The organism is Caulobacter sp. FV2ye17ST (assembly GCF_058680955.1).
Map to the genome: position 1 here is coordinate 3,217,609 of NZ_CM178727.1, position 24,415 is coordinate 3,242,023.

At 67.5% G+C, this 24,415-nt stretch carries 13 protein-coding genes; 7 read left to right on the forward strand and 6 right to left on the reverse strand.

Annotated elements, in window-relative coordinates; genetic code table 11:
- Window positions 1-146 precede the first annotated feature (146 nt).
- The 5 genes from ACW17V_RS15415 to ACW17V_RS15435 all read left to right on the forward strand — a co-directional run bounded on the left by ACW17V_RS15415 (window position 147) and on the right by ACW17V_RS15435 (window position 9,480).
- Window positions 147-1,676: a tryptophan halogenase family protein gene (locus tag ACW17V_RS15415; RefSeq protein WP_492105937.1), complete on the forward strand. Its 1,530-nt coding sequence runs from the start codon at window positions 147-149 to the stop codon at window positions 1,674-1,676.
- Window positions 1,673-3,163, forward strand: coding sequence for a tryptophan halogenase family protein (locus tag ACW17V_RS15420; RefSeq protein WP_492105938.1), 1,491 nt, complete (start codon window positions 1,673-1,675; stop codon window positions 3,161-3,163). Before ACW17V_RS15415 ends, ACW17V_RS15420 begins: the two co-directional genes overlap by 4 nt.
- Complete coding sequence (locus ACW17V_RS15425; protein WP_492105939.1) at window positions 3,160-4,677, forward strand: tryptophan halogenase family protein; 1,518 nt, start codon at window positions 3,160-3,162, stop codon at window positions 4,675-4,677. The genes ACW17V_RS15420 and ACW17V_RS15425 overlap by 4 nt, the downstream gene beginning before the upstream one ends.
- Window positions 4,674-6,188 carry a tryptophan halogenase family protein gene (locus tag ACW17V_RS15430; protein WP_492105940.1) on the forward strand — a complete coding sequence of 505 codons (1,515 nt, stop codon included), beginning with the start codon at window positions 4,674-4,676 and terminating at the stop codon, window positions 6,186-6,188. The genes ACW17V_RS15425 and ACW17V_RS15430 overlap by 4 nt, the downstream gene beginning before the upstream one ends.
- 376 nt (window positions 6,189-6,564) lie before the next feature.
- Window positions 6,565-9,480 (forward strand): TonB-dependent receptor, encoded by a 2,916-nt coding sequence (locus ACW17V_RS15435; RefSeq protein WP_492105941.1) that lies wholly within the window; start codon window positions 6,565-6,567, stop codon window positions 9,478-9,480.
- 147 nt (window positions 9,481-9,627) lie between these two features.
- Here ACW17V_RS15435 and ACW17V_RS15440 read toward each other — a convergent pair whose 3' ends face one another.
- The 4 genes from ACW17V_RS15440 to ACW17V_RS15455 form a co-directional block, all read right to left on the reverse strand.
- Window positions 9,628-10,524: an alpha/beta fold hydrolase gene (locus tag ACW17V_RS15440; protein ID WP_492105942.1), complete on the reverse strand. Its 897-nt coding sequence runs from the start codon at window positions 10,522-10,524 to the stop codon at window positions 9,628-9,630.
- 79 nt (window positions 10,525-10,603) lie between these two features.
- Complete coding sequence (locus ACW17V_RS15445) at window positions 10,604-11,926, reverse strand: amidohydrolase (RefSeq protein WP_492105943.1); 1,323 nt, start codon at window positions 11,924-11,926, stop codon at window positions 10,604-10,606.
- 160 nt (window positions 11,927-12,086) lie between these two features.
- The gene (locus ACW17V_RS15450; RefSeq protein WP_492105944.1) at window positions 12,087-13,574 is read right to left on the reverse strand and encodes a methyl-accepting chemotaxis protein; all 1,488 of its coding nucleotides are present in this window, start codon (window positions 13,572-13,574) and stop codon (window positions 12,087-12,089) included.
- 567 nt (window positions 13,575-14,141) lie between these two features.
- Entirely contained in the window at window positions 14,142-16,289 is a 2,148-nt protein-coding gene (locus tag ACW17V_RS15455) for an alpha-glucuronidase family glycosyl hydrolase (RefSeq protein WP_492105945.1), read from the reverse strand.
- A gap of 256 nt (window positions 16,290-16,545) precedes the next feature.
- Between ACW17V_RS15455 and manD the strand changes: the two genes are divergently transcribed.
- Window positions 16,546-17,757 (forward strand): D-mannonate dehydratase ManD, encoded by a 1,212-nt coding sequence (gene manD / locus ACW17V_RS15460; RefSeq protein WP_492105946.1) that lies wholly within the window; start codon window positions 16,546-16,548, stop codon window positions 17,755-17,757.
- 115 nt (window positions 17,758-17,872) lie between these two features.
- A complete protein-coding gene (locus tag ACW17V_RS15465) occupies window positions 17,873-18,622 on the forward strand; it encodes a FadR/GntR family transcriptional regulator (RefSeq protein ID WP_492105947.1) in 750 nt (249 codons plus the stop codon).
- Between the two features lie 351 nt (window positions 18,623-18,973).
- Here the strand turns inward: ACW17V_RS15465 and ACW17V_RS15470 are convergent, their stop codons facing one another.
- Window positions 18,974-20,986: a PAS domain-containing protein gene (locus ACW17V_RS15470; protein WP_492108813.1), complete on the reverse strand. Its 2,013-nt coding sequence runs from the start codon at window positions 20,984-20,986 to the stop codon at window positions 18,974-18,976.
- A 600-nt stretch (window positions 20,987-21,586) separates the two neighbouring features.
- Complete coding sequence (locus tag ACW17V_RS15475; RefSeq protein ID WP_492105948.1) at window positions 21,587-24,367, reverse strand: glycosyl hydrolase 115 family protein; 2,781 nt, start codon at window positions 24,365-24,367, stop codon at window positions 21,587-21,589.
- Window positions 24,368-24,415: the final 48 nt, after the last annotated feature.

A 24,415-nucleotide genomic window follows, 5' to 3' on the forward strand; every position in this document is an offset into this window, starting at 1 on the left:
TCTCCCGGCGCCCGCGCCGCGTGAGCCGGAGCTTGCCATCCGGATGACATAAGGATGACGCTGGACGACAGCGTTGTCAATTTACGTTGTCCCGGTGGTCATTTCGCGTAACAGCCCCGCACAGACGGGGCCGGAGGAAGCAGGGGATGGAACAGAACGGCGTCAGGGGCGAGGCCATCCGCAGGATCGTCATCGTGGGCGGCGGAACCGCCGGCTGGATGGCCGCCGCGGGCCTGAGCGCGGTTCTGGGCGACTCGTCCGTCGCCATCGAACTGGTCGAGTCGGCCGAGATCGGCATCGTCGGGGTCGGCGAGGCCACCGTGCCGCACATCCGCAATTTCAACGCCAGGCTGGGTCTCGACGAGGCCGACTTCATGCGCAGGACCCAGGCCACCTACAAGCTGGGCATCGAGTTTCGCGACTGGGGCCGCAAGGGCGAGAGCTATATCCACCCCTTCGGCGCCTTTGGTCAGGCCATTGGCGGGGTGGCCTTCCACCAGCATTGGTTGAGAGCCAGAGGCCGGGGCGAGGCCGACGGCATCGAGGCCTACAGCCTGCCGATCGTGGCCGCGCGCCTGAAGAGGTTCGCCCCGCCCTCCCCCGATCCCCGCTCGCTGGGCTCGACCTTCTCCTATGCCTACCAGTTCGACGCGGCCCTCTACGCCCAGTACCTGCGGGCCTATTCCGAGGCGCGGGGCGTCCGGCGCACCGAAGGCAAGATCCTGGATGTCTCGCTGCGCGGCGAGGACGGCTTCGTCGAGGCCGTGACCCTGGAAAGCGGCCAGCGCATCGAAGGCGACCTCTTCATCGATTGCTCCGGCTTCCGGGGCCTGCTGATCGAGCAGGCCCTGAAGACCGGCTATGAGGACTGGACCCACTGGCTGCCCTGCGACCGCGCCGCCGCCGTGCCCTGCGACTCCGTCGAGCCCCCCACGCCCTATACCCGCGCCACCGCCGATGACGCCGGCTGGCGCTGGCGCATCCCGCTGCAGCACCGGGTCGGCAACGGCTATGTCTATTGCAGCAGCTATATCAGCGACGACGAGGCCGCCCAGGTGCTGGTCTCGAAGCTGGACGGCAAGGCCCAGGCCGATCCGCGCTTCCTGCGGTTCACGACCGGCCGTCGCAGGAAGCAGTGGAACCGCAATGTCGTGGCCATCGGTCTGGCCTCAGGCTTCCTGGAGCCGCTGGAAAGCACCAGCATCCACCTGATCCAGGTGGCCATCACCACCCTGCTGGAGCTGTTCCCCGAGCGCGGCTGCGCCGGCGCCGACCAGGACGAGTACAACCGCGTCATGGACCTGGAATTCGAGCGGATCCGCGACTTCCTGGTGCTGCACTATCACGCCACCCAGCGCGACGATTCCGCCTTCTGGCGCGACAAGGCCGCCGCCCCCATCCCCGACAGCCTGGCCTACAAGATGGACCTGTTCCGCGACCGGGGCATGGTGGTGAAGTATCGCGACGGCTTCTTCCTGGAGCCCTCGTGGCTGGCGGTCTATCTGGGCCAGAACATCCTGCCGCAAGGCTACGACCCGATGGCCGACGCCGTCGATCCGGTCGAGGCCGCCCGCAAGCTGGCCGAGCTGAAGGCGGCGGTGCGGCGCACGGCCGAGAGCATGCCGGACCATCAGGCGTTTATCGAGAAATTCTGCGACGCGCGGGGGGCGGCATGACGGCCCCTCCCCTGGGTCGGGTCGCCATCATCGGCGGCGGCGTCGAGGCCTGGATGACGGCCGCCGGTCTGGCTCGCGCCACCGGTGGCCCAATGGGAGCCAAGGCCGCGATCCGCGTCGTCGAGACCGGGGCGGTCGTGACCGGCGCGCTCTCCGCCCTGCCCTCGCTGCGGTCGTTCCACGCCCTGCTGGGGCTGGACGAGGCGGCGCTGATGGCGGCCACGCGGGCGACCTACAGGCTGGGCACGCGGTTCAGCGGCTGGACCCCGGACGCCAGCTTCTGCGACGCCTTCGGCGAGATCGGGGCCAGTCTGGAGGGCGTGGGCTTCCACCACTACTGGACCCGCCTGCGCCAGGCCGGCGACGCCACGCCGCTGGACGACTACAGCCTAGCCGCCGTCATCGCGCGGCTGGGACGCTTTGCGGGCCCCGACCCCGATCCGCGCTCGCCCCTGTCGACCCTGACCTATGGCCTGCACCTGGACGCCGGTCTCTATGTGGACGTGCTGCGGCGGCTGGCCCTGCAGGGCGGCGTGGCCGCCAGCGCCGGCGAGGTGGCAGAGGTGGTTCGCGACGGCCAGACCGGCCACATCACCGCCGTGCTGCTGGCCGACGGCGAGCGCGTCGAGGCGGAACTGTTCGTCGACTGCACCGGCCCCGCCACCCTGCTGATCGGCGACGAGCCGTTCGAGGACTGGTCGGCCCTGCTGCCCGCCGACCGCGCCGTACGGATCGCCGCGCCGGTCCACGGCGACGCCCCGCCCCTTACCGAGATCGAGGCGATCGCTGAAGGCTGGCGCTGGCGCATTCCGCTGCGCGACCGGCTGGACGTCGGCCTGACCTATCGCGCCGAACTGACCAGCGACGCGACGGCCGTGACGGCGGCCCGGACCGGCCTGCCCGCCGAGGACGTCTCGGAGCCCCGGTTCATGACGATCCGCAACGGCCGGCGGGTCCGCGCCATGGTCGGCAACTGCGTGGCCATCGGCGGCGCGGCGGGCATGGTCGAGGCCATGGACGGCGCCGATGTCCACCTGATCCAGAGCGGCGTCACCCGCCTGATCGCCCTCTTCCCCCGGCCGGGCGGCGCGCCGGTGGCCGCCGAGGAATATAACCGCCTGGGCGGGGAGACTTTCGAGCGCGTCCGCGACATGGCTATCCTGCACTATCGTCGCGCCGGACGCCGCGACGGCGCGATCTGGGACCTGGGCCGCGACGCCCCCGTTCCCGAAAAGCTGGCCTATCGGATCGCCCAGTTCGAGAGCCGCGGCCGGGTGGTGATGTATGACGAAGAGACCTTCCTGGAGCCCAGCTGGATCGCCGCGTTCATCGGTCACGGGGTTCTGCCAAGCCGCTACGATCCGCTGGCCGACCGCATGCCGCTGGAGCGCGCGCGCATGACCCTGGACCGCATGCGGCAGATCTTCCGCCAGACGGCCGAGCGGGCGCCGACCCACGCGGCGGCGCTGGCGCGCGTGGCCCCATGAACAGCAATCCCGTCCGCAAGGTCCTGATCGTCGGCGGCGGCACGGCCGGCTGGATGACGGCAGCCGCCCTGGCCAAGGTGCTCAAGGGCGTCGAGGTCACGCTGATCGAGAGCGACGCCATATCCACCGTCGGCGTCGGCGAGGCGACGATCCCGCCGATCAACACCTTCAACCAGATCCTGGGCATCGACGAAGCCGACTTCATGCGGGCCACCAAGGCCAGCTTCAAGCTGGCCATCGAGTTCGTCGACTGGACCGCGCCCGGCTCGCGCTACCTCCACCCGTTCGGTGGCTTTGGCCTGGATATCGAGGCCATCAAGTTCCACCAGTTCTGGCTGAAGGCCCAGAGCCAGGGCTCCACCCAGCCCCTCGACGACTTCAACCTGTCGGCCACGGCGGCGAAGCTGGGCAAGTTCATGCTGCCCAGCAAGGACCCGGGCCAGGTGCTGTCGAGCCTGAAATACGCCTTCCATTTCGACGCCGGCCTCTATGCCCGCTACCTGCGCGACTATGCCGAAAAGCGCGGGGTGATCCGCCGCGAGGGCAAGGTCGTCGATGTGTCCCTGCGCGGCGAGGACGGCTTCATCACCTCGGTCACCACCGACGGCGGCGCGGTGATCGAGGCCGACCTGTTCATCGACTGCTCGGGCTTCCGGGGCCTGCTGATCGAACAGGCGCTGGATACGGGCTTCGAGGACTGGGGCCACTGGTTGCCCAACGACCGCGCCGTCGCCATGCCGTGCGAGACCGGCGGCGACGGCCTGACGCCCTATACCCGCGCCACGGCCGATGCGGCCGGCTGGCGCTGGCGCATCCCGCTGCAGCACCGCACCGGCAATGGCTATGTCTATTCCAGCCAGCACATCAGCGATGACGACGCCGTGGCCCGCCTGCGCGCCACCCTGGACGGGCCGGCTCGGGCCGAGCCCAATTTCATCCGCTTCCGCGCCGGCCGCCGCAAGGAGGTCTGGGTCAAGAACTGCGTCGCCATCGGCCTGGCCTCGGGCTTCCTGGAGCCGCTGGAAAGCACCAGCATCCACATGATCCAGGCCGGGATCACCAAGCTGCTGGCCCTGTTCCCGGACAAGGGTTTCGACCCCGTCGAGATCGCCGAATACAATCGTCTGACCATCCTGCAGACCGAGTTGATCCGCGACTTCATCATCCTGCACTTCAAGGCCAATGAGCGTCCCGAGCCCTACTGGCAAAGGGCCCGCGATATGGCGATCCCCGAAACCCTGCAGCGCAAGATCGACCTGTTCGCCGCGCGGGGCCGCCTGTTCCAGTCGGACTATGACCTGTTCGCCGAGCCCTCCTGGATCGCGGTGATGCTGGGCCAAAACATCCGGCCACGGAACTATGACCCGCTGGTCGACACCCTGGACGCGCAGTTGGTGCGCGGCCAGATGCAGCGCCTGGCCGCCCTGGTGCGCCAGACGGCAGAGGCCCTGCCGACCCACGAAGCCTTCATCGCCCGCTACTGCGCCGCGCCCGACCTCGAGAAAGCCCGATGACCAGCGTCAACCGTCTCCGCAAGGTCGTCATCGTCGGCGGCGGCACCGCCGGCTGGATGACCGCCGCCGCCCTGGGCCGCTTCCTGACCCGCGACGGCCAGACCCGCGTCACCCTGGTGGAGTCCGAGGCCATCGGCACGGTGGGCGTAGGCGAGTCGACCATCCCGCAGATCAACATCTTCAACCGCATGCTGGGCCTGGACGAGAACGACTTCGTTCGCAAGACCAAGGCCACCTTCAAGCTGGGCATTGATTTCGTCGACTGGAAACAGATCGGCCACAGCTATCACCACCCCTTCGGCCCCTACGGGATCGACATGGAGGCAGTGTCCTTCCACGCCTACTGGCTGAAGCTGCATGCGCTGGGCGAGGAAGACGATCTGGGCGCCTATTCGCTGAACGCTCTGGCCGCGCGCCAGCACAAGTTCATGCGGCCCAACGGCCAGCCCAATTCGCCGCTGGGCTCGATCGCCTACGCCTTCCAGTTCGACGCGGGGCTCTACGCCAAGTACCTGCGCGAATACGCCGAAGCGCGCGGGATCGTGCGCCAGGAGGGCAAGATCGCCTCGGTGCAGCAGCACGGCGAGACGGGGTTTGTCACCTCGGTCACGCTGGAGAGCGGCGACGTGATCGACGGCGACCTCTTCATCGACTGCTCGGGCTTCCGGGGCCTGCTGATCGAACAAACCCTGGAGACGGGCTACGAGGACTGGTCGCAGTGGCTGCTCAACGACCGCGCCGTGGCTGTGCCCTGCGCCCTGGGCGGCTCGATGGCGCCGGTCACCCGCGCCACGGCCCGCCCCGCCGGCTGGCAGTGGCGCATCCCGCTGCAGCACCGCCTGGGCAACGGCTATGCCTATTCCAGCGCCCATATCAGCGAAGACGAGGCCACCGCCTATCTGCTGGCCCATCTGGACGGTGAGCCCCTGGCCGCGCCCAACCAAATCCGCTTCAAGGCCGGCCGCCGCAAGAAGAGCTGGAACCGCAACGTCGTCGCCATCGGTCTGGCGGCGGGCTTCATGGAGCCACTGGAAAGCCAGTCGATCCACCTGATCCAGGTGGGCATAGCCCGCCTGCTGGCCATGTTCCCCGACCGCGATTTCCGCCAGCCCGACATCGATCGCTACAACCGGGTGATGGCCTTCGAATACGAGAAGATCCGCGACTTCCTGATCCTGCACTTCAAGGCCACGCAGCGGAACGACACGCCCTACTGGGACTATCTGCGCGAGATGCCGGTGCCTGACTACCTGGCCGACAAGATGGCGGTGTTCGAAAGCTATGGCCGGATCTTCCGCGAGAACGAGGAGCTGTTCAACGACACCTCATGGTTCGCGGTCATGGTCGGCCAGGGCCTGCGGCCCAAGGGCTACGACCCGATGGTCGAGGTCATGAGCGAAGACGAGCTGCGCAAGCGCATGGCCGAGATCAAGTCGGTGATCGCCCGGTCGGCCGAGGTGATGCCGGGGCACTTCGAGTTCATCAAGGCCAACTGCGACGCGATGGCCTGACCCTCCTCCCGCAAGGCAAGCCGCTGACCCGGATCCACCTGACGCCGGCGGGGCGCAAGGCCTTCGCGACCTATCTGGACATGCTGTCGAGACTGATCGGCAAGGCGTAGACGGCCCATCAGCCTTGTCTGACCTCTGCGATCGCCTTGACCGGTGGCTGGCCCACCGAGCGCGCCCAAACCGCCCCAAACCCTGACCGTGACCTCAATACCTCACTCGGATAACAATGGTCTAACCAGACTACAATTCTAAGGTATGACCACGTTGACTTAAAAGGCCTTACCTCGTAACCCTCTCATTCTGTGACCGCTACCATATCAAGGCAGCGGGCAAGGACGAACGAGCGCGCACAGCGCCGTCTCAAGGGGAGAGAAACATGTCTTCATCCGCACGCCACAATGCCGGTCGTCGCCTGGCCCTGATCGGGGCGACCTGCCTGTCCTCGGCGTTCATCGGCCTGGCCGCGCAGGCCCAGACCTCTTCCAGCCCGGCGGCCGCCCAATCCGACGTCGTCGAGGAAGTGATCGTCACCGGCTTCCGCAAGAGCCTGACCGACGCCACCAACGCCAAGCGCGACAGCGTCTCGTTCACGGAATCGGTCTTCGCTGAAGACATCGGCAAGTTCCCGGACGCCAACATCGCCGAGTCGCTGAACCGGATCCCCGGCGTGCAGCTGACCCGCGAGATCAACGGCGAAGGCCTGAACGTCGCCATTCGCGGCCTGGGCACCAACTTCACCAAGGTTCTGCTGAACGGCGCCCAGGCGGCCGTCGCCTCGTCGGGCCGCACCGACAGCCAGAACCAGAACCGCGAAATCGATCTTGATCTCTATCCGACCGAGCTGTTCACCCGCCTGGACGTCCACAAGACCCCGACCGCCGGTCAGGTCGAGGGCGGCGTCGCCGGCGTGGTCAACATGCGCAGCGCCCGGCCCTTCGACTACAAGGCCGCCGGCCAGCTGATCTATTCGATCCAGGCCGGCAAGAACAACCAGGCCGACGACATCAGCCCGCGCGGCTCGCTGATCGCGTCCAAGACCTGGGAGACCAATATCGGCGACTTCGGCGTCCTGGCCGGCGCAGCCTTCGCCCGCAACAAGTCGACCACCGAGGGTTTCGAGACCATCGGCTGGAGCAACGTCAACATGACCTGCCCCGGCTGCAACACGACCGGCGGCAACGGCTTCAACTGGGCCTCGACGGTGCCGGCTGGCGTGACCGGCAATGGCCTGACCCCCGGCCAGACGGTCGACAACGCCCTGCTGGCCTCGCTGAACCCGGGCACCAGCCTGGTGCAGCTGAGCGACGCCCTGATCCCCCGCCTGGGCCGCGACAGCTGGAGCTCGGGCGAGCGCAATCGCGACTCGCTGGTCGTCTCGCTGGAATGGCGCCCGAACGACGCTCTGAACTTCTACCTCGACACCCTGTATTCCAAGGCCAGCCGCGAGTTCGAGCGGATCGACATGAACTGGGTGGTGCGCAACTCCAACTTCATGGTCCCGGTGGGCGTGAAGGTCGACAGCAACAACGTCGTCACCGAGGGCACCTTCCTCAACTCGCAGTTCTTCCTGGAATATCGTCCCTACAAGGAAGACGTCGAGGTTCTGAACCTGAACCCGGGCTTCACCTGGCGCCCGAACGACTGGATCAAGCTGGACGGCCAGGTCAACTGGAGCCGCTCGGTGTTCTTCCGCGAAGCCCCCAGCGTGCTGTTCAACAACGCCCTGGGCCAGGGCCTGACGGTCAACTACACCAACAACGGCGGCGACCGTCCGTCGATCAAGTCCAGCAAGGACCTCAACGATCCCAACCTGGGCTGGGTCTGGGCCGGCGCCCGCGTCAACATCCAGAACGAAAAGCGCGTCACCTCCACCGAGGGCGCTCACTTCGACCTGACCATCGGCGACGAGAAGGCGATGAACTTCAAGGTCGGCGCCGCCTATGACGACGTCAGCCGCCGGATCACCGCCATCGACAACAGCGCCCGCTGGCAGACCTTCACCTGCGGCGGCGGTGGCGTCACCCCGCAAAGCCCGGTCCCCGCGCCGGTGCCCGCCTGCGACGGCCGCGCCGGTTCGGCCGTGCCCGTGGCCAGCCTGGCCAGCTACATCAAGCCAGGCCCGCTGGGCTTCGTGACCCTGGACCGCGACAAGTTCTTCAACGCCACCAACTATGACGCCTTCAACGCGGCGGCGCCCTTCTCCAACTCGGCCGCTACGGGCGCGGCCTCGGGCTTCATCCGCGAGAAGACCACCGGCGCCTATATCGAGTTCAACGGCGTGACCCAGGTGCTGGAGCGCGACCTGCGGGTCAACGGCGGCGTGCGCTACTACAACACCGAGCAGACCATCGAGGGTCCACAGACGGTGAACGGCGTCACCTCGTTCCTCAGCCGCGTGACCAAGTACGACGGCATGCTGCCCTCGTTCAACGCGGCCTGGAACCTGAAGGAAGACATCATCCTGCGGATGAGCGCCTCGCGCACCATCACCCGCGCCAACCCGTCGGCCATGCTGCCGGGCACGACCTTCAGCGATCCCTCGGCCCAGCAGGCCAACCAGGGCAATCCGAACCTGCAGCCCTATCTGTCGAACAATTTCGACATCGGCGGCGAATGGTACACTGGCGGCGCGGGCTATGTGGGCGTGGCCCTGTTCCGCAAGGAACTGACCGGCTTTACGGTCAGCGGCAACAACACCATCCCGTTCCTGCAACTGGGCGTGCCTTACGACCAGCTGACCAACCTGCAACAGCAGGCCATCACCAACCGGGGTGGCCCCAACGCCGCCACGGTGACGGTCAGTCAGCAGGTCAATGCCGACGGCGTCCTGACCATCCAGGGCCAGGAAGTCACCTGGGTCCAGCCGCTGGACTTCCTGCTGGACGGCTCGGGCTTCACCGCCAACGCCACCCATGTCGAGCAGAATCCGCGCGGCACGGGCGCGCCGGCCAAGGCCGTGGGCGTCTCGCCCTGGTCGTACAATGTGACGGGCTATTACGAGAAGCACGGCGCGACGGTTCGCCTGTCCTATGTCTGGAACGACGCCCAGGTGTCGTCGGGCCCCAACCAGAACGGCATTCCGCTGGCCGAACTGGGCACCGACGCCCGGGGCCAGTGGGACCTCTCGGCCAGCTATCAGTTCGAGAACCTGCCGACCTCGCCGCGCGTGACCCTGGACGTGATCAACATCACCGAGGAGCCGCAGCGCAGCACCTTCCAGTACGACAACGCCGCCTTCACCTTCTACCAGCCGGGTCGCCAGATCGTGCTGGGCATCCGCGGCAAGTTCTAGTCTCGCCGACCCCGTCGCCGTGCTCTCGCGCGGCGGCGGGCATTCCTCCCCTCACCACCTTTCGCGCGCCCAGCTTCCCAGGAACGCGTGATATTCGCGGCGCATTCCCCTCCCGGAATGCGCCGCTTTTTTATGCGGCGAGCGCGTCTAGGCCGCCGCCCGCGCCCGCGCCGCCGCGGCGACCACGGCCGCGACGAAGGCGGCGTGAACGCCCTGGGGCATGTCGTGGCCCATGCCCTCGACGATCCGCAGCTCCGCGCCCGGGATCGTCGCGGCGGTGTCCTTGCCGCCCTCCAGGCGGACCAGCGGATCGGCGTCGCCGTGCAACACGATGGTGGGGGCCGTGATGGTTTTCAAAGCCTCGCGGCGGTCGCCGGACCCGATCACGGCGCACATCTGGCGCGCCATGCCGACGGGATGGTGGGCCCGTTCGATGGCGGCCTTCAGCTTGGGACGCTCAAGGGCCGGGTCGACCGGCCAGGCCGGGCTCTGGATCACGATCTGGGCCTTCAGGGCGTGTTCGGTCAGGCTGTCGATATCGGTGGCCTCGGGGCGAGAATACAGGATGGCCAGCGCCTCGGGCGTCGCCGGCGGCACGGCCGGATTGCCGGTCGTCGACATCACCGAGACCAGCGACAGCACCCGGGCCGGATGTCGCGCCGCCAGGGTCTGGCCGATCATGCCACCCATCGAGACACCGGCCACGTGGGCGCGCGCGATCCCCAGGGCGTCCAGCAGGCCCGCGGCGTCATCGGCCATGTCCTCGAGCAGATAGGGCACATCAGGCCTGCGACCGCCCGCAATGGCCGTGAACACGGCGGGCATGTCCGGCGCGCCGGCTTCGTCCAGCCAGGTGGACAGGCCGATGTCGCGGTTGTCGAAGCGGATAACGCGAAAGCCCTCGCCCACCAGGCGCTCGACGATCTCCATCGGCCAGCGCGTCAGCTGCTGGCCCAGACCCATGACCAGCAACAACGGCGCACCATCGTCGTGGCCATGGACGTCATACTCGATCTCGATACCGTTGGCGGCGACCCTGGCCATGTGCGTCTGCTCCCTTTTGCGGGGAGCTTACGTAAGCCGCGAAGCCGGTCAAACAGTTGTTGGAAGGCGGCGGGAAGCCCTACTTCCCCGCCACGTTCATCACCGCCAGGGTCATGGCCTCGACGCCCGTGCGAATGGTCGGCTCGGGCGTGGGCGCGAAATAGGGCGAGTGGTTCGTCGCCAGGGGCTTGTCGTCCTTGCGGGCGGCCTCCACCAGGGCCGGATCAAAGCCGCCGATGCCGAAATAGACCGACGGCACGCCGGCCAGGATGAACTCCGAATAGTCCTCGCTGGCCGAACCGGGCTGGGTCTGCAGCACGGCCTTCGCGCCAAAGGCCGCCTTGAACACCGTCGCCGTGCGCTCGGTCAGGGCCGCGTCATTGACCACCGCCTTGCCGCCCGGCGTCAGGGTCAGCTCGGCCGGCGGCGCATCGGCCATGGCGACCACGGCCTTCACCGTGCGCTGGACCCCGGACAGGATCTTGTCGCGCACCCCGGCGTCCTGGGTGCGGATGGTGCCCCGCAGCCGGGCGCGGTCGGGAATGATGTTGCCGGCGCTGCCGGCCTGGATAGAGCCGATGGTCACCACGCCGAACTGGCCCGGATCCTTCTCGCGGCTGATCACGCTCTGCACGTCGACCACGAAGCGGCTGGCCATCAGGATCGGGTCGATCGTGGCGCTGGGCATCGAGCCGTGGCCACCCCGCCCGTGGAAGGTCAGGTCGATGCCGTCCGAGGTCGAGGTCAGCACGCCGGGCTTGTAATAGACCTCGCCGGCCGGCCCGCCGCCCACATGCAGGGTGAAGCCGTAGTCGGGCTTGCCGAACCGCTCGATGAAGCCGTCGGCCAGCATGGCCCGCGCGCCGCTGACGGTCTCTTCCGAAGGCTGGGCGACAAAGACCAGCGTGCCCTTCCACTGGGCCTTCAGGGCGATCAGGGCGCGGGCGGTTCCGACCCAGGCGGCCATGTGGATGTCGTGGCCGCAGGCATGGGCGACGAACACCTCCTCGCCCTTCCAGGTGGCCCGGGCGCGGCTGGCATAGGGCAGGCCCGACTTCTCCTCCATCGGCAGGGCGTCCAGCTCGGTGCGGACCAGGATTTTCGGGCCATCGCCGTTCTTCAGCACCGCCACCACGCCGGTCTTGCCGACCCCTTCGGTGACCGTGAAGCCCAGGGCCTTCATCTCCTTGGCCAGCTTGGCGGCGGTGGCCGTCTCCTGAAAGCCCAGCTCCGGGTTGGCGTGCAGGTCCTTGTAGAGGGCGTCCAGCGCCGGATAGTCGCGGTCAAGCTGGGCGTCGACGGCCTTGCGCACGGCCGGGGCGTTCAGCGGCGCGGCCAGGGCGGGCGCGGCGGCGAGCGCCAGCAGCACGGCGGCGAGAGCGGTTCTGGTGTTCAGCGTCATGCGAGGTCCTCTGTCGGCGACAGCATCGACGCCCTGACAGGTATGACGCAAGAGCGCGGGCGAACCGCAGGTGCGTGCGGCAAAATCCTTCTGCCTTTGTGAGAGAAGGTCCGGGCCAAAGCCACCGACGCATCACGCCACCGCTGGGCCTCCTGGAGGGTCAACCCGCCGTGGCTGACCGCGCCGTCGCCCCATCCCAACGGTAGTCCTGTTCGCGTTCCCAATCCTGCGCCCAGTCCGGCTCGACCTCCCGTCCCCGAGGCGAGGCGCCGCCGCCGGGGCGGGCAAAGGCGGCGATCCTGGCCTGGGCCTCGGCGACCGCATTGGTCGCCGGCGCGGAGCGGTGCGCCTGGGCGAGCGCGACCCGCGCCGTCGGGCGAGACGTCACATTGGCCCGGTAAGGGCTGATCACCCGGATCAGATCATCGGCCTCATCGATCAGCTTGCTGGAGACCACCGCCGCTTCGCCCATGGTGTCGACATTGTCCTGGGCGACCGTGTCGACGCGATTGATGACCGTCCGGATCTGTTCGAGGCCGGCCGCCTGTTCCTGCGCCGCCTTGGCGATCCTGGCGACCAGACCATCGATCTGGGTGATCCGGGTCGTCATGCCGCCCAGGGACACATCGACATCGCCAACCAGACGAAGCCCCCGGGCCACCTGGGTCCGGTTGGAGGCCACGGCGTCGCGGATGGCCCTGGCGGCGTCATTGGCGCGCTGAGCCAGGCTTCGCACCTCTTCGGCGACCACAGCGAAGCCGCCCCCCGCAGCGACGCCGCGGCCGGCCTCGACCCCCGAGACCAGGGCCAGCATATTGGCCCGGGAGGCGAGCTCATCGACCAGGGCGGCGGTCTGATTGATCCGGTTACAATTCTGCTCGATCTCGCCCATCAGGCTGACCGTCTCGCGCATGACCTTTCGTGAACCGCCGGCGTCGGCGCGGGTATCGGCGGTGACTCCCGACGCCTGGCGGGCGGTCTCGGCTCCGCGCGCCGCCGCCAGCGAAAGCTTGGCCAGAGAGGTCCGCGCCTCCACCAGATACGACGCCTGCCGGTCCGTGCGGCGCGACAGATCCTGCGAGACGCGGGCCACGGCGTCCGACGACACCCCCAGACTGCCGGCCGCGTCCGAAATCGCGCTCATCGTCTGACCCAGATCCTCCAGCGCCGCGTTGAACTCGTCCTTCACATAGGCGTAGGACGAGTCGAACGGGACCGTGATCCGCGTCGACAGATCGCCCTTCGCCAGCGCCTTGAACTGGCCTGACAGGACAGCAATCACCTCGTCCTGCTCGGCGATGCGCGCCGTGGGGCTGCGCGGGCGGCTCTGCTCGGCGTGAATATCGGTCAGGTCGGTGATGAACAGAACAATGCGGGAGACCTTCCCCGCGCTGTTGACGATCGGACCATAGGCGGCCAGGGCCTGGAAGGAGGTCCTGTCCTTGCCGAACCAGCGCACCTTGCGGGTGATCGATTCCCCGCGGCCCAGAGCGCGCCAGAAGTCGCGATAGGCAGCGCTGTCAGCTTCATCCTCCGACACGAACAGGCTGTGCGGGCAGCCGATGATCTCGGCCGGCGCATAGCCTGTCAGTCCCAGGAAGGGCGTGCTGGCGCGAACAACGGTCCCATTGAGACGGAACTCGATCATGGCCTGCGATCGCTCCATAGCGGCCGCCAGCCCTTCAAGCTCCCGCAGGCGCCGGCCCTCGGCGCGTCCTGCTCGGGTCTTCTCCCGAAACCACATCGTCTACGAGCCCCCACCCGTACTCAATTCTGGAACTGTTACATTTCGTCACACCAAGCTCGAAAAAAATGGCTACCGCGAGATTAACAACCCCAATACGCGCTCACCGATACTTTGCAGTTTGCCTGAAACCGTGAGTAGACTCTTGGTATAACGGCGCAAACGATGGTGAATTCAAAATTAAAATCTCATGTTTCAAATTTTCTGTACTCATCAAAATCTGAACACGGGTCAAATAACGCCGGTTTATACAAATGTATTGGCGGAATTTTCCTTGGATTTTTTCAATAGTGCAAACGTCGACGTATTTTTCAAAATTGCAACAATGTGCGGAAAGTCACACTTCTGTTGCCTGATTAGGGAGAACCACTCCCAAACCACCGCTCGCTCGGGGCATGGATCAATACTCAATCCGGGCATTTCCGCTAAAAAAATTTATCGCGGGAACGGGCCCTTTGCCCCCGTTGAATGCTAGATTCCGGGCGCGAAGGGGAAGCTGAGCCCCTGATAGGCCTCCAGCGACAGCGGCGGCGGCTTTTCGCCCGCCGGCAGGGGCCGCTGCGAGAAGGTCTGGAACCAGGCCACCGACGCATCGCGCCACCACTGGGCCTCGTTGCGCTGGATCTTCAGGAAGGCGGCCACCTGCCCGTGGCGCTCGGGGTCGACATAGGGGGCCATGTCGGCCCAGGTCTCGCCCATGGCGTCCACGCCGGCCACGCCGCGCGAATAGCGGGTGACCAGGCCATCCCACAGGGTCTGGCCCGACTTCAGCCTGTAGTCCCACGACAGGTGGTGGAACCACAGCAGGTCCTTCTCGTCGACGCACTTAAGGTCAGCGAAGCAGGCCCCCACGGGCGGCGCATATTGCGCCACGGCGTTGCTGCCCCGGGCGGTGCGGTCAAAGCCGATGCCGTCGGTCCCGGCCTTGGCGTAATAGACGCTGGTCCAGTCGGCGCGCTCGCCGCCGCTGACCCACGGGCCCGGACCATAGTGGTGGCTGCGGCCCATCTGGTGATGCAGGCCCAGCGGCGTCATGTAGTCGACCACGGCCTCGCGCGAGCCCATCATCATCCCGACCACGGGCTCGACGAAGCGCCTGTCGTTGGAAAAGGTCATCCTGGCCCAGTCGGCGGCGATGTCGCGGGTCGAGGCCTCGGGATCCCAGGCCAGGCGGCCAAAGACGTACCAGTTGGCCTGATCGAAGTGCGAGCCGCTCCAGTTGCGGTCCACGCCGATATTGGCGACCCCGGCCATCACGGTCAGCTTGCGGTCGTCCAGCGAGCCGTCGATCACCCTGGCGACCGTAGAGCCCTTGCCCCTGGCCATGGTGTCGGCCTTGAGGGTCTCCTCGTACATCGGGCCCAGATAGGCCAGGTGCGTGGCGAAGCCGAGATATTCCTTGGTGATCTGGAACTCCATGCCGAGGTTTGATTTCGGCATGGCCCCGAACAGCGGGTGGAAGGGCTCGCGCGGCTGGAAGTCGATGGCCCCGTTCTTGACCTGGATCACCACATTGTCGCGGAACTGGCCGTCGAACGGCTTGAACTCCGAATAGCCCTGCTTGGCGCGATCATCGGGCTGTTCATGCGAATAGACGAAGGCCCGCCAGATCACGACCCCGCGCGATCCGATGGCGTCGGCCAGCATGTTGGCGCCGTCCACATGGGTCGCGCCATAGTCCTGCGGGCCGGGCTGCCCCTCGGAATTGGCCTTCACCAGAAAGCCGCCGAAGTCGGGAATGACCCTGTAGATCTCGTCGGCCTTGGCCTTCCAGAACGCCTTCACGGCCGGGTCGCGCGGGTCGGCGGTCTTCAGGCCGCCGATCTCGATGGGCGAGGAGAAGCGGGCCGTCAGATAGACCCGGATGCCATAGGGCCGGAACACGTCGGCCAGGGCGCCGGCCTTGGCGATCCAGGGAGCGGTCAGGCTGACGGACTTGGCGTTGACGTTATTCAGAACCGTGCCGTTGATCCCCAGCGAGGCGTTGGCGCGGGCATAGTCGGCATAGCGGGGATCGGCGTAGTCAGGCAGCTTCCACCAGTCCCAGATCGACTGGCCCGCATAGCCGCGCTCGACCGTGCGATCCAGATTGTCCCAGTGGTTCAGCATCCGCAGCTTGACCTTGGGCGCGGAGGCGAGGGTCAGGTTATCCACAGGCTGGCGGGTCTGGATCAGGCTCAGATAGCGGAACACGCCGTACAGCACGCCGATGTCGCGGTTGGCGGCGATCACCGTGGTGGACTTGCCGTCGAGGCTGACGGTGCGGATCAGATAGCCCTCATCGCCAGCGGCCTTCAGCGGCAGGGCCAGGCGCGCGATGGCGGGCGAGCTATCCGGGGTGCCGATCAGGACGACGCCGTCGCGACTGCCGGCCTCGGCGACGGCGGGCGCAGTCCCCAGGAGTCCTGAAAGACCGCGCTCAAGCTCCGTCCGGGCGATCGACAGGGTGGAGGTCTGGGCCACCGGCGCGATGGCCGCCGCCGCGGCGGCGTAGGGCGCGCGGGTCGCGGCCTCGACCGGGCGATAGCGCAGCCACAGATCGTGGCCGTCCTCGGCCCCGGCGGCGGACCCGAAGGCGAAACTGGCGATCAGGGCCGCGAGAAGGGTCGGCAGGCGCATCGTTCACTCCCAGACTTTTTCTTCCGTCCTTCCGGGCCAACGCCTGGGAGAGCGGTGTTTCTGAAACTCCAGCCCAGGGTGCGGCCGTGGAGGTCGAGACTTCGAACATGTAGTGGTCTGACCACTGGGTTGACAACCCACCCGCCGAGGCTAAACCGATGTCAGGGAGGAAAACCTGGACGCCGTCGGCGCCTCGCGCCGGTCACCGATCCTGGTCGCCCTCCCGACCGCGTCCCGAAAGCTTCCCGAAAGTCCCATGTCCAAGATCATCGCCGCCAAGACCATCGTGACCTGCCCGGGGCGCAACTTCGTCACGCTGAAGATCGTGACCGAGGATGGGACCTATGGCGTCGGCGACGCCACGCTGAACGGCCGCGAGCTGGCGGTCGAGGCCTATCTGACCGAGCACGTCATTCCCTGCCTGATCGGCCGCGACGCCCACAGCATCGAGGACATCTGGCAGTACCTGTACAAGGGCGCCTACTGGCGTCGGGGACCGGTGACGATGTCGGCCATCGCCGCCGTCGACATGGCGCTGTGGGACATCAAGGGCAAGGTGGCCGGTCTGCCGGTCTATCAGCTGCTGGGCGGTGCCTGCCGTTCGGGCGTGATGGTCTATGGCCACGCCAACGGCGAGACCATCGAAGAGACCCTCAACAACGCCGCCGACTATGCGGCCCAGGGCTACAAGGCCATCCGCCTGCAGTCGGGCGTGCCCGGCGTGAAGGGAACCTATGGCGTCTCCAAGGACAAGTTCTTCTACGAACCAGCCGACAGCGAGCTGCCCAAGGAAACCCTGTGGTCGACCGAGAAGTACCTGCGCGTCGCGCCCGAGCTGTTCAAGGCGGCCCGCGAACGCCTGGGCTGGGATGTCCACCTGCTGCATGACGTCCACCACCGCCTGACGCCGATCGAGGCCGGCCGCCTGGGCAAGGATCTCGAGCCCTATCGCCTGTTCTGGATGGAAGACTGCACCCCGGCCGAGAACCAGGACAATTTCCGCCTGGTGCGCCAGCACACCACCACGCCGCTGGCCGTGGGCGAGGTGTTCAACGCGATCTGGGACTGCAAGCAGCTGATCCAGGAGCAGCTGATCGACTATATCCGCGCCACCGTGGTGCATGCCGGCGGCATCACCCACCTGCGCAAGATCGCCAGCTTCGCCGACATGCACAGCGTCCGCACCGGCTGCCACGGGGCCACCGACCTGTCGCCGATCAGCATGGCCGCGGCCCTGCACTTCGACCTGTCGATCCCCAATTTCGGCATCCAGGAATATATGCGCCACACGCCGGAGACCGACGCGGTGTTCCCGCACGCCTACACGTTCGACGATGGCATGCTGCACCCTGGCGAAGCCCCTGGGCTGGGCGTCGATATCGACGAGACCCTCGCCGCCGGCCATCCCTACAAGCGCGCCTACCTGCCTGTAGCCCGCCGCGAGGACGGCTCGATGCACGACTGGTGACCGGTCAGCAAAACCGCCGGTGAAAAGGCGAGCGAAGGACGAGAATCTGCGTGATACTTGAGGTGAAACCGATCTGAACCGGCGCCCGCGCCACCCGAGACTAAAAGCACCGTCCATGGCTGATAACGTCAAGCTCTACCGCCGTATCGCCGACACCGTGGCCGAGGCCATCGAGGCCGGGCAGTATAAGCTTGGCGACCGCCTGCCGACCGAACGGGAACTGGCCGAACAGTTCGGGGTCAGCCGCCCCACCCTCCGCGAAGCGATGATCGCCCTGGAAATGCTGGGCATGATCGAGGCCCGCCATGGTCTGGGTATCTATGTCACCGGCAATGTGCGCCCCTCGGCCCCGACCTCCGAGATCGACTTCGAGATCGGCGCCTTCGAGCTGATCGAGGCCCGCCGCCTGTTCGAGGGCGAAGCCGCGGCTCTGGCCGCCACCAGCATCGACGATGACCAGCTGGCCCAGCTGGAGGTGCTGATGGTGCGCATGCACGAGGAAGACGAGATCGCCGGCGAGGACGCCGACCGCGAGTTCCACATGATCATCGCCCGGGCCACCGGCAACGGCGCGATCATCGCCACCATCGAGAACCTCTGGGACTGGCGCAACCGCTCGCCCCTGGCCCGCAACATCCTGGCCCGCGCCCGCGGCATGGGCCTGGAGCCCCGCATCAACGAGCACCGCCGCGTGTTCGAAGCCCTGAAAGCCCGCGACCCCGCCGCCGCGCGACAGGCGATGCGCGACCACCTGGAACGGGTGATCGAACACCTGCTGCACGCCACGGAAACCGAAGCCGTCCAGCGAGCGCAGCAGGAAACCAGCGCGCGCCGCAACGCCATCGCCAAGCGGGTGGCGATCTAGGGCTGGGCGGCAATCGAGGTTTCGGCGGCGCCGTGAGCGGACCTACTGGAGGGCTGCGATGGGTGGGGAACGGCCCTCGGAACCCCTCTCTCATAGAGAGAGGGAGGGGCCCGCCGCGAAGCGGTGGGAGGGTGAGGGGTTAAAGCCTCTCAGAAAGTAGCTCTGCGAAGACGGCGGGTGGCCAGTTCTTATCCGGGGGTTGGGCGAGAACTCGCTGGGGAATGGCGGAAGGGATCGGGACCTTCCGGAAACGGTGAAACCTCTCACCCTTCCACCGCCTCCGGCGGCGGGCCCCTCCCTCTCTCTATGAGAGAGGGTTTCAAAACGTCCGCAACGGGGAGCGTGCCCCCCCTACCCGCCCCGCAGCATCCGGTCCACGCGCCCCGCCAGGTCGGCGACCGCGAAGGGCTTGGTCAGCACCTCCATGCCGGGCTGGATGTGGCCGTGGTTCAGCACGGCGTTCTCGGCATAGCCGGTGATGAACAGCACCTTGAGATCGGGACGCAGCACCCGCGCGGCGTCGGCGACCTGTCGGCCGTTCAGGCCGCCAGGCAGGCCGACGTCGGTGATCAGCAGGTCGATCTTGGCGCCGGACTGCAGCACCTTCAGGCCCGCCGGTCCGTCGGCGGCTTCGGCGCAGGCATAGCCAAGCTCCTCCAGGGCGTCGACGATCAGCATGCGAACGGTCGGCTCGTCGTCCACCACCAATACGGTCTCGCCCGCGCCGGCCTGCGAGGCGCGCGGGTCCTCGTGGTGGGTGGCGACCTCTTCCTCGCCGAAGTGCCGGGGCAGATAGATGCAGACCATCGTCCCCTGCCCGACCTCGGAATAGAGGCGCACATGGCCGTGCGACTGGCGGGCGAAACCATAGACCATCGACAGGCCCAGCCCCGTGCCCTCGCCGATGGGCTTGGTGGTGAAGAACGGATCGAACACCCGGTCCAGCAGGGCCTTCTCGATGCCCACGCCGGTGTCGCTGACGCAGACGGTGACGTACTGGCCGGGCTCGAGGCCATGCTCGCTGGCCGCGCGCCGGTCCAGCCACTTGTTGCCGGTCTCGATGGTGATGCGGCCGCCGTCCGGCATCGCGTCGCGCGCGTTGATGCACAGGTTGAGGATGGCGTTCTCGAGCTGGTTGGCGTCGACCAGGGCGGGCCACAGGCCGCTGGCGGTGACCGTCTCGACCGCGATCGAGGGGCCCACGGTGCGCCGGACCATCTCGACCAGCTCGACCATCAGCCGGTTGATGACCAAGGGCTTGGGCGACAGGGTCTGGCGGCGGGAAAAGGCCAGCAGCCGGTGGGTCAGGGCCGCCGCGCGCCGCGCCGCGCCCTGGCCGGCGGAAATGTACTTCTCGACCTCGTGGGCGCGGCCCTGCGACAGCCGGGCGCCGATCATCTCGAACGAGCCGGATATGCCCGACAGCAGGTTGTTAAAGTCGTGGGCCAGACCGCCGGTCAGCTGGCCGACCGCTTCCATCTTCTGGGCCTGGCGCAGCGCCTCTTCGGTGTCGCGCAGCCGCGCCTGTTCGCGCAGGCGCTCGGAGACGTCATAGACGAACTGATAGGCGCCGGTCTGGACGCCCTGGTCGTCGCGCAGCACGCCGAACCGCAGCTCATAGGCGCGACGGTCGAGACTGGGGTCGCCGAACTCGGCGATCTCGACAAATTCTTCCCCGGCCAGGGCGCGGGCCCAGACGGCGCGAACCTTCGCCAGATTTTCCGGCTGGCCGGCCAGCAGGTCCAGCATGCTGTCGCCGACCCTCGGCGTGACCCCGAAGATCCGCTCGAACTCACGCGCCGATGCGCCATTGATCGCCAGCCAGCGGAAGTCCCTGTCGACCACCTGGACGAAGGCGTTCGTGCCCTCGACGACATCGGCCAGAACCCGGCGCTCGGCCAGGGCCGCGGCGACGCGGCTTTCCAGGGTCTCGTTCAGTTGGCGCAGGGCCAGCTCGGCCCGGCGGCGCTCGGTGATGTCCTGGAACAGCACCGCCACCTGCCGGCGGCTGGGCGGTTCGATGCGGAAGGCCGACAGCGACAGGCGCCGGTCCGTGGCCATCAGGTCCTGCTCGAACCGGATAGGCTCTCCCGTGCGCAGCACCGCGCCATAGCGTTCGGCCCAGCTGTCGGCCTCCTCGCCCACAATCTCGCGCAGCGTCTTGCCCACCACATCGGGAAAGCCGGCATGACGCGCAAAGGCGGCGTTGGCGTCGATGTGGGTATAGTCGCTGAGCGGCCCATGCGGACCGTCAAAGAACTCGATGATGCAGAACCCTTCGTCCATCGAGTCGAACAGGGTGCGATACTGGCGCGCGTCCTCGTCGCGCTGGCGCAGGGCCAGGCGCAGGTCCAGCTGGCTCATCACCTGGCGGGCCAGGATCTGCAGCGCACTCTGCTGCAACGGCGTCAGCGCCCGGGGCTGCGTATCCAGCACGCACAGGGTGCCGATCGGCAGGCCGTCCGGCGTCTTCAGCAGGGCTCCGGCGTAGAACCGCAGGCCCGGCTCGCCGGTCACCAGCGGATTGCCCTCGAACCGGAGATCGAGCGTGGCGTCGGGCACCAGCAGGAAATCCTCTTCCAGGATCGCCCGGGCGCAGAACGAGGTCGCCAGCGGCGTCTCACGCACGCCAAGCCCGACCTCGGCCTTGAAAAACTGCCGCCCGTCACCGACCAGGTTCACCACGCCGATCGGCGTGCCGCAGATCTGCGCCGCCAGCAGCGCGATCTCGTCAAAGGCCGCTTCCCGCGGGGTGTCGAGCACCTGATAGTGATGCAGGGCGGCCAGACGGCGCGCCTCGCGCCCGGACAAATCAGCGTCGCTCATCGTGAATTGGCCCCCGCCCCTGCACTCGGCGTCGCGTGGCTATAGGGCGCGGCGCCGCCCCGCTATACGCGCAACAAGCTGAACCGTTCCGCCCCCGGATACGGATGGGAGCATTTTTCGCGCTCAAGGTTCCGTGGCCTAGCGGCGCACGCCTTCCACCGGTCCCAGATAGCTGCCGCCCAGTGGTCCGCGTGACAGCACCAACCGCTGGAAGACCACGCCTGGATCCACCCGCCACAGCCTGACGCGATGCGCGCCGGCCGAGGAGATGTCCAGGCGGGTGGTCAGGGCGCGGACATTGTCGGCCACGGCCCTGTTCCAGGCCTTCTCGGACGCGTCAGGGATGATGTTCACCGTCACGGGCGGCGCCGCGTCGATGGAGACGGCGTAGCGCAGGCCCTTGTCGCCCCGGAAGTCGAGACTGGGCGAGACGAACACGGTCAGGTCGGTCGGACCGGCCTTTTCGAAGTCGATCAGATACTCCAGCGCGGGGCCCTGACCCGGCGCGCTGGACGCCGCCGTCGTGGGATAGGCCGCCACCCCCGACAGGGTGCGGCCCAGGTTCGGGATGGTCTTCCAGCTCACGCCATCCACCGAGGTCGCGCGGGCGTGGTGCTCGGCCTCGATGGCGACGACGCCGCCGGCTTCGACGAAGGCGCCCTTGGCGATCCTGCGGTCCGGATTGGAGACCACCGCCGTGACCGTGGTCGTTGCGCCGGCAGCCGTGATGGTCACCGGAACCCGGTGCTCGCCCTTCGGCGCCTTGCTCCAGTCGACCGAGACCTCCAGCCGTGCGTCCCCGCTCGGCCCGGAGGGACCACGGGCGATGTTCAGCCAGGGCGCGCCGCTCGAGGCCGTGAAGCCCAGCGGCGCCGCGCCGCGACTGAAGACGTCGATCCAGCGGCTTTGCACGCCATGACGGTGGATCGGCGGCAAATCCGCCACGCCCTCGACCGCCGTCTCACGACCTTCGACGGCGACGCCCACTCCGGTCCCAAGCGTCACGGTCATGGTGGCCGGGATGATGTTGGTCTCCGGCTGCTGCCAGCTGGTGTAGCCGATGTGGGTCTGGTCCATCATGTGGACCCATTTGCCGCCCGCGATGGCGTCGTGTTGACGGGTCAGCTCGGCGTCACGGGCGAACAGCGCCTTGACCCGATCGGCCTGGGCGTTGGCCTCGGTCCGCCCCTGCGTCGCATACAGTCGGTTGCGGCCGGCGGCGATGTAGAGCTTCGTCAGATTGGCGCTGGCCTTCACCGGGAACCACACCAGCTGGAAAAAGGCGTCGTCGGCGGCCTTGGGCAAGGCCGCGCGCACGGCGCCGGCGCGGCGCTCCAGATCAGCCCATTCAGCCTCGACCCGCTCGGCCTCGCGGTCGTGGATCAGGCTGAAGGTCGACGGGTCGATCAGCTCCGGTTTCCGCCGGGCGTTGAGCTTCGTATAGCCGTCCAGCAGGGCCGCGATCTGGGTCGCCTGCTCGGCCCCGAACTGCGCCGCGGCCCAGTCGCGGGTGTAGGTCGGCAGCGTCTCCAGCGGGATGGCGTCGGGGTTCCAGGCATAGTCGAGGAAGAACTCGGTCGGCAGTTCCATGGGCTTGAGGTCGCCCACATTGACGATCCACAGACGGTCGGCGCCATGGTCGTCAGCCAGCTTCATCTGCTCCCAGACGCGCTCGATCTGGTTGGTGTTGAGCCACTTGTAGTTCCGCGGCCCGCCCACATAGTCGAAGTGATAATAGACGCCATAGCCTCCGGCGCGGGTCTTACCCGGCCCATCCTTCTCAAGATTTGGCAGCCTGCGGATATTGCCCCAGTTGTCGTCGGCGAACAGCAGGGTCACGTCGTCGGGCACGCGCATGCCGGCGTCGTAATAGTCCTGAACTTCCTTGTAGAGCGCCCAGACCTGGGGCGTCTTTTCGGGCGGCTTGCCGGTCACGTCGCCGATGATCTTGCGCTGGTCGGCGACGATGGTTTCCAGCAGTTTGGTGGCCGTGCCCTCGCTCATCGGCTCGTCGCCGTCGCCGCGCATGCCGACCGTGACCAGGCTCTCATTGGCGCCCATCCGCTCGACGCCCTCGCGCCAGAAGTCGCGCAGTTTCTCGGGGTTCTTCGCGTAGTCCCAGCGGCCGGAGCCATAGCGCTCCCACTCGATGTGGGCCCGCATCATCGGCTCGTGGTGCGAGGTTCCGATCACCACGCCCATCTCGTCGGCCAGGGGCGCGTTCAGCGGATCGTCGTCATACAGCGCCTTTCCCCACATCGCCGGCCACAGATAGTTGCCCTTGAGGCGCAGGGTCAGCTCATAGACCCGCTCGTAGAAGGCGTGGTTGAAACCGCCGAAGGTCTTGTTGGCCCAGCCATACAGGGCCGGGTTCTCGTCATTGAGGAAGATGCCCCGGTACTTGACCCTGGGCTTCTGGACATTGGCGCCGGGAGCCACAAAGACGTCCTTGCGCACGATCACCGGCGCGTCGGCCCACCATGTCCAGGGCGAGACGCCGGCCCGTTCGGAGAGATCATAGGCGCCGTAGATCGTGCCGCGCTTGTCGGCGCCGGCGATGACCAGGGCCTGCTTCAGGCCGGGACGCGGATCGTCGACCACCTGCTGCACGAAACCGTCCCATTGGCCGGTCACCCGGGAGACGTCGAGCTTGCCGGACGCGATCAGCGCGTCGATGGCGGCGCTCTTGCCGATGGCGCCGATGATGACGACCGGGGCGTCCTTGCCTGGGGCCTGGACGCCCGAGAGCTTGGCGAGGTCGGCGCGCAGATCCTTGACGGCCCGCAGCACCCCGGGGAAGTCGGTGACGTCGGCCTCGATACGGGCGGGCTGGCCGGCGCGGATCAGCGGAAAGGCGCCGGGAGTGGCGGTCGCGGTGATGGCGGCGGGCTCGGCGGCGCGGGCGGCGGTTGGGATCATCAAGGCGACAGTGACGGCCAGGACGGCCGCGAGCGCCAGCGCCGACAG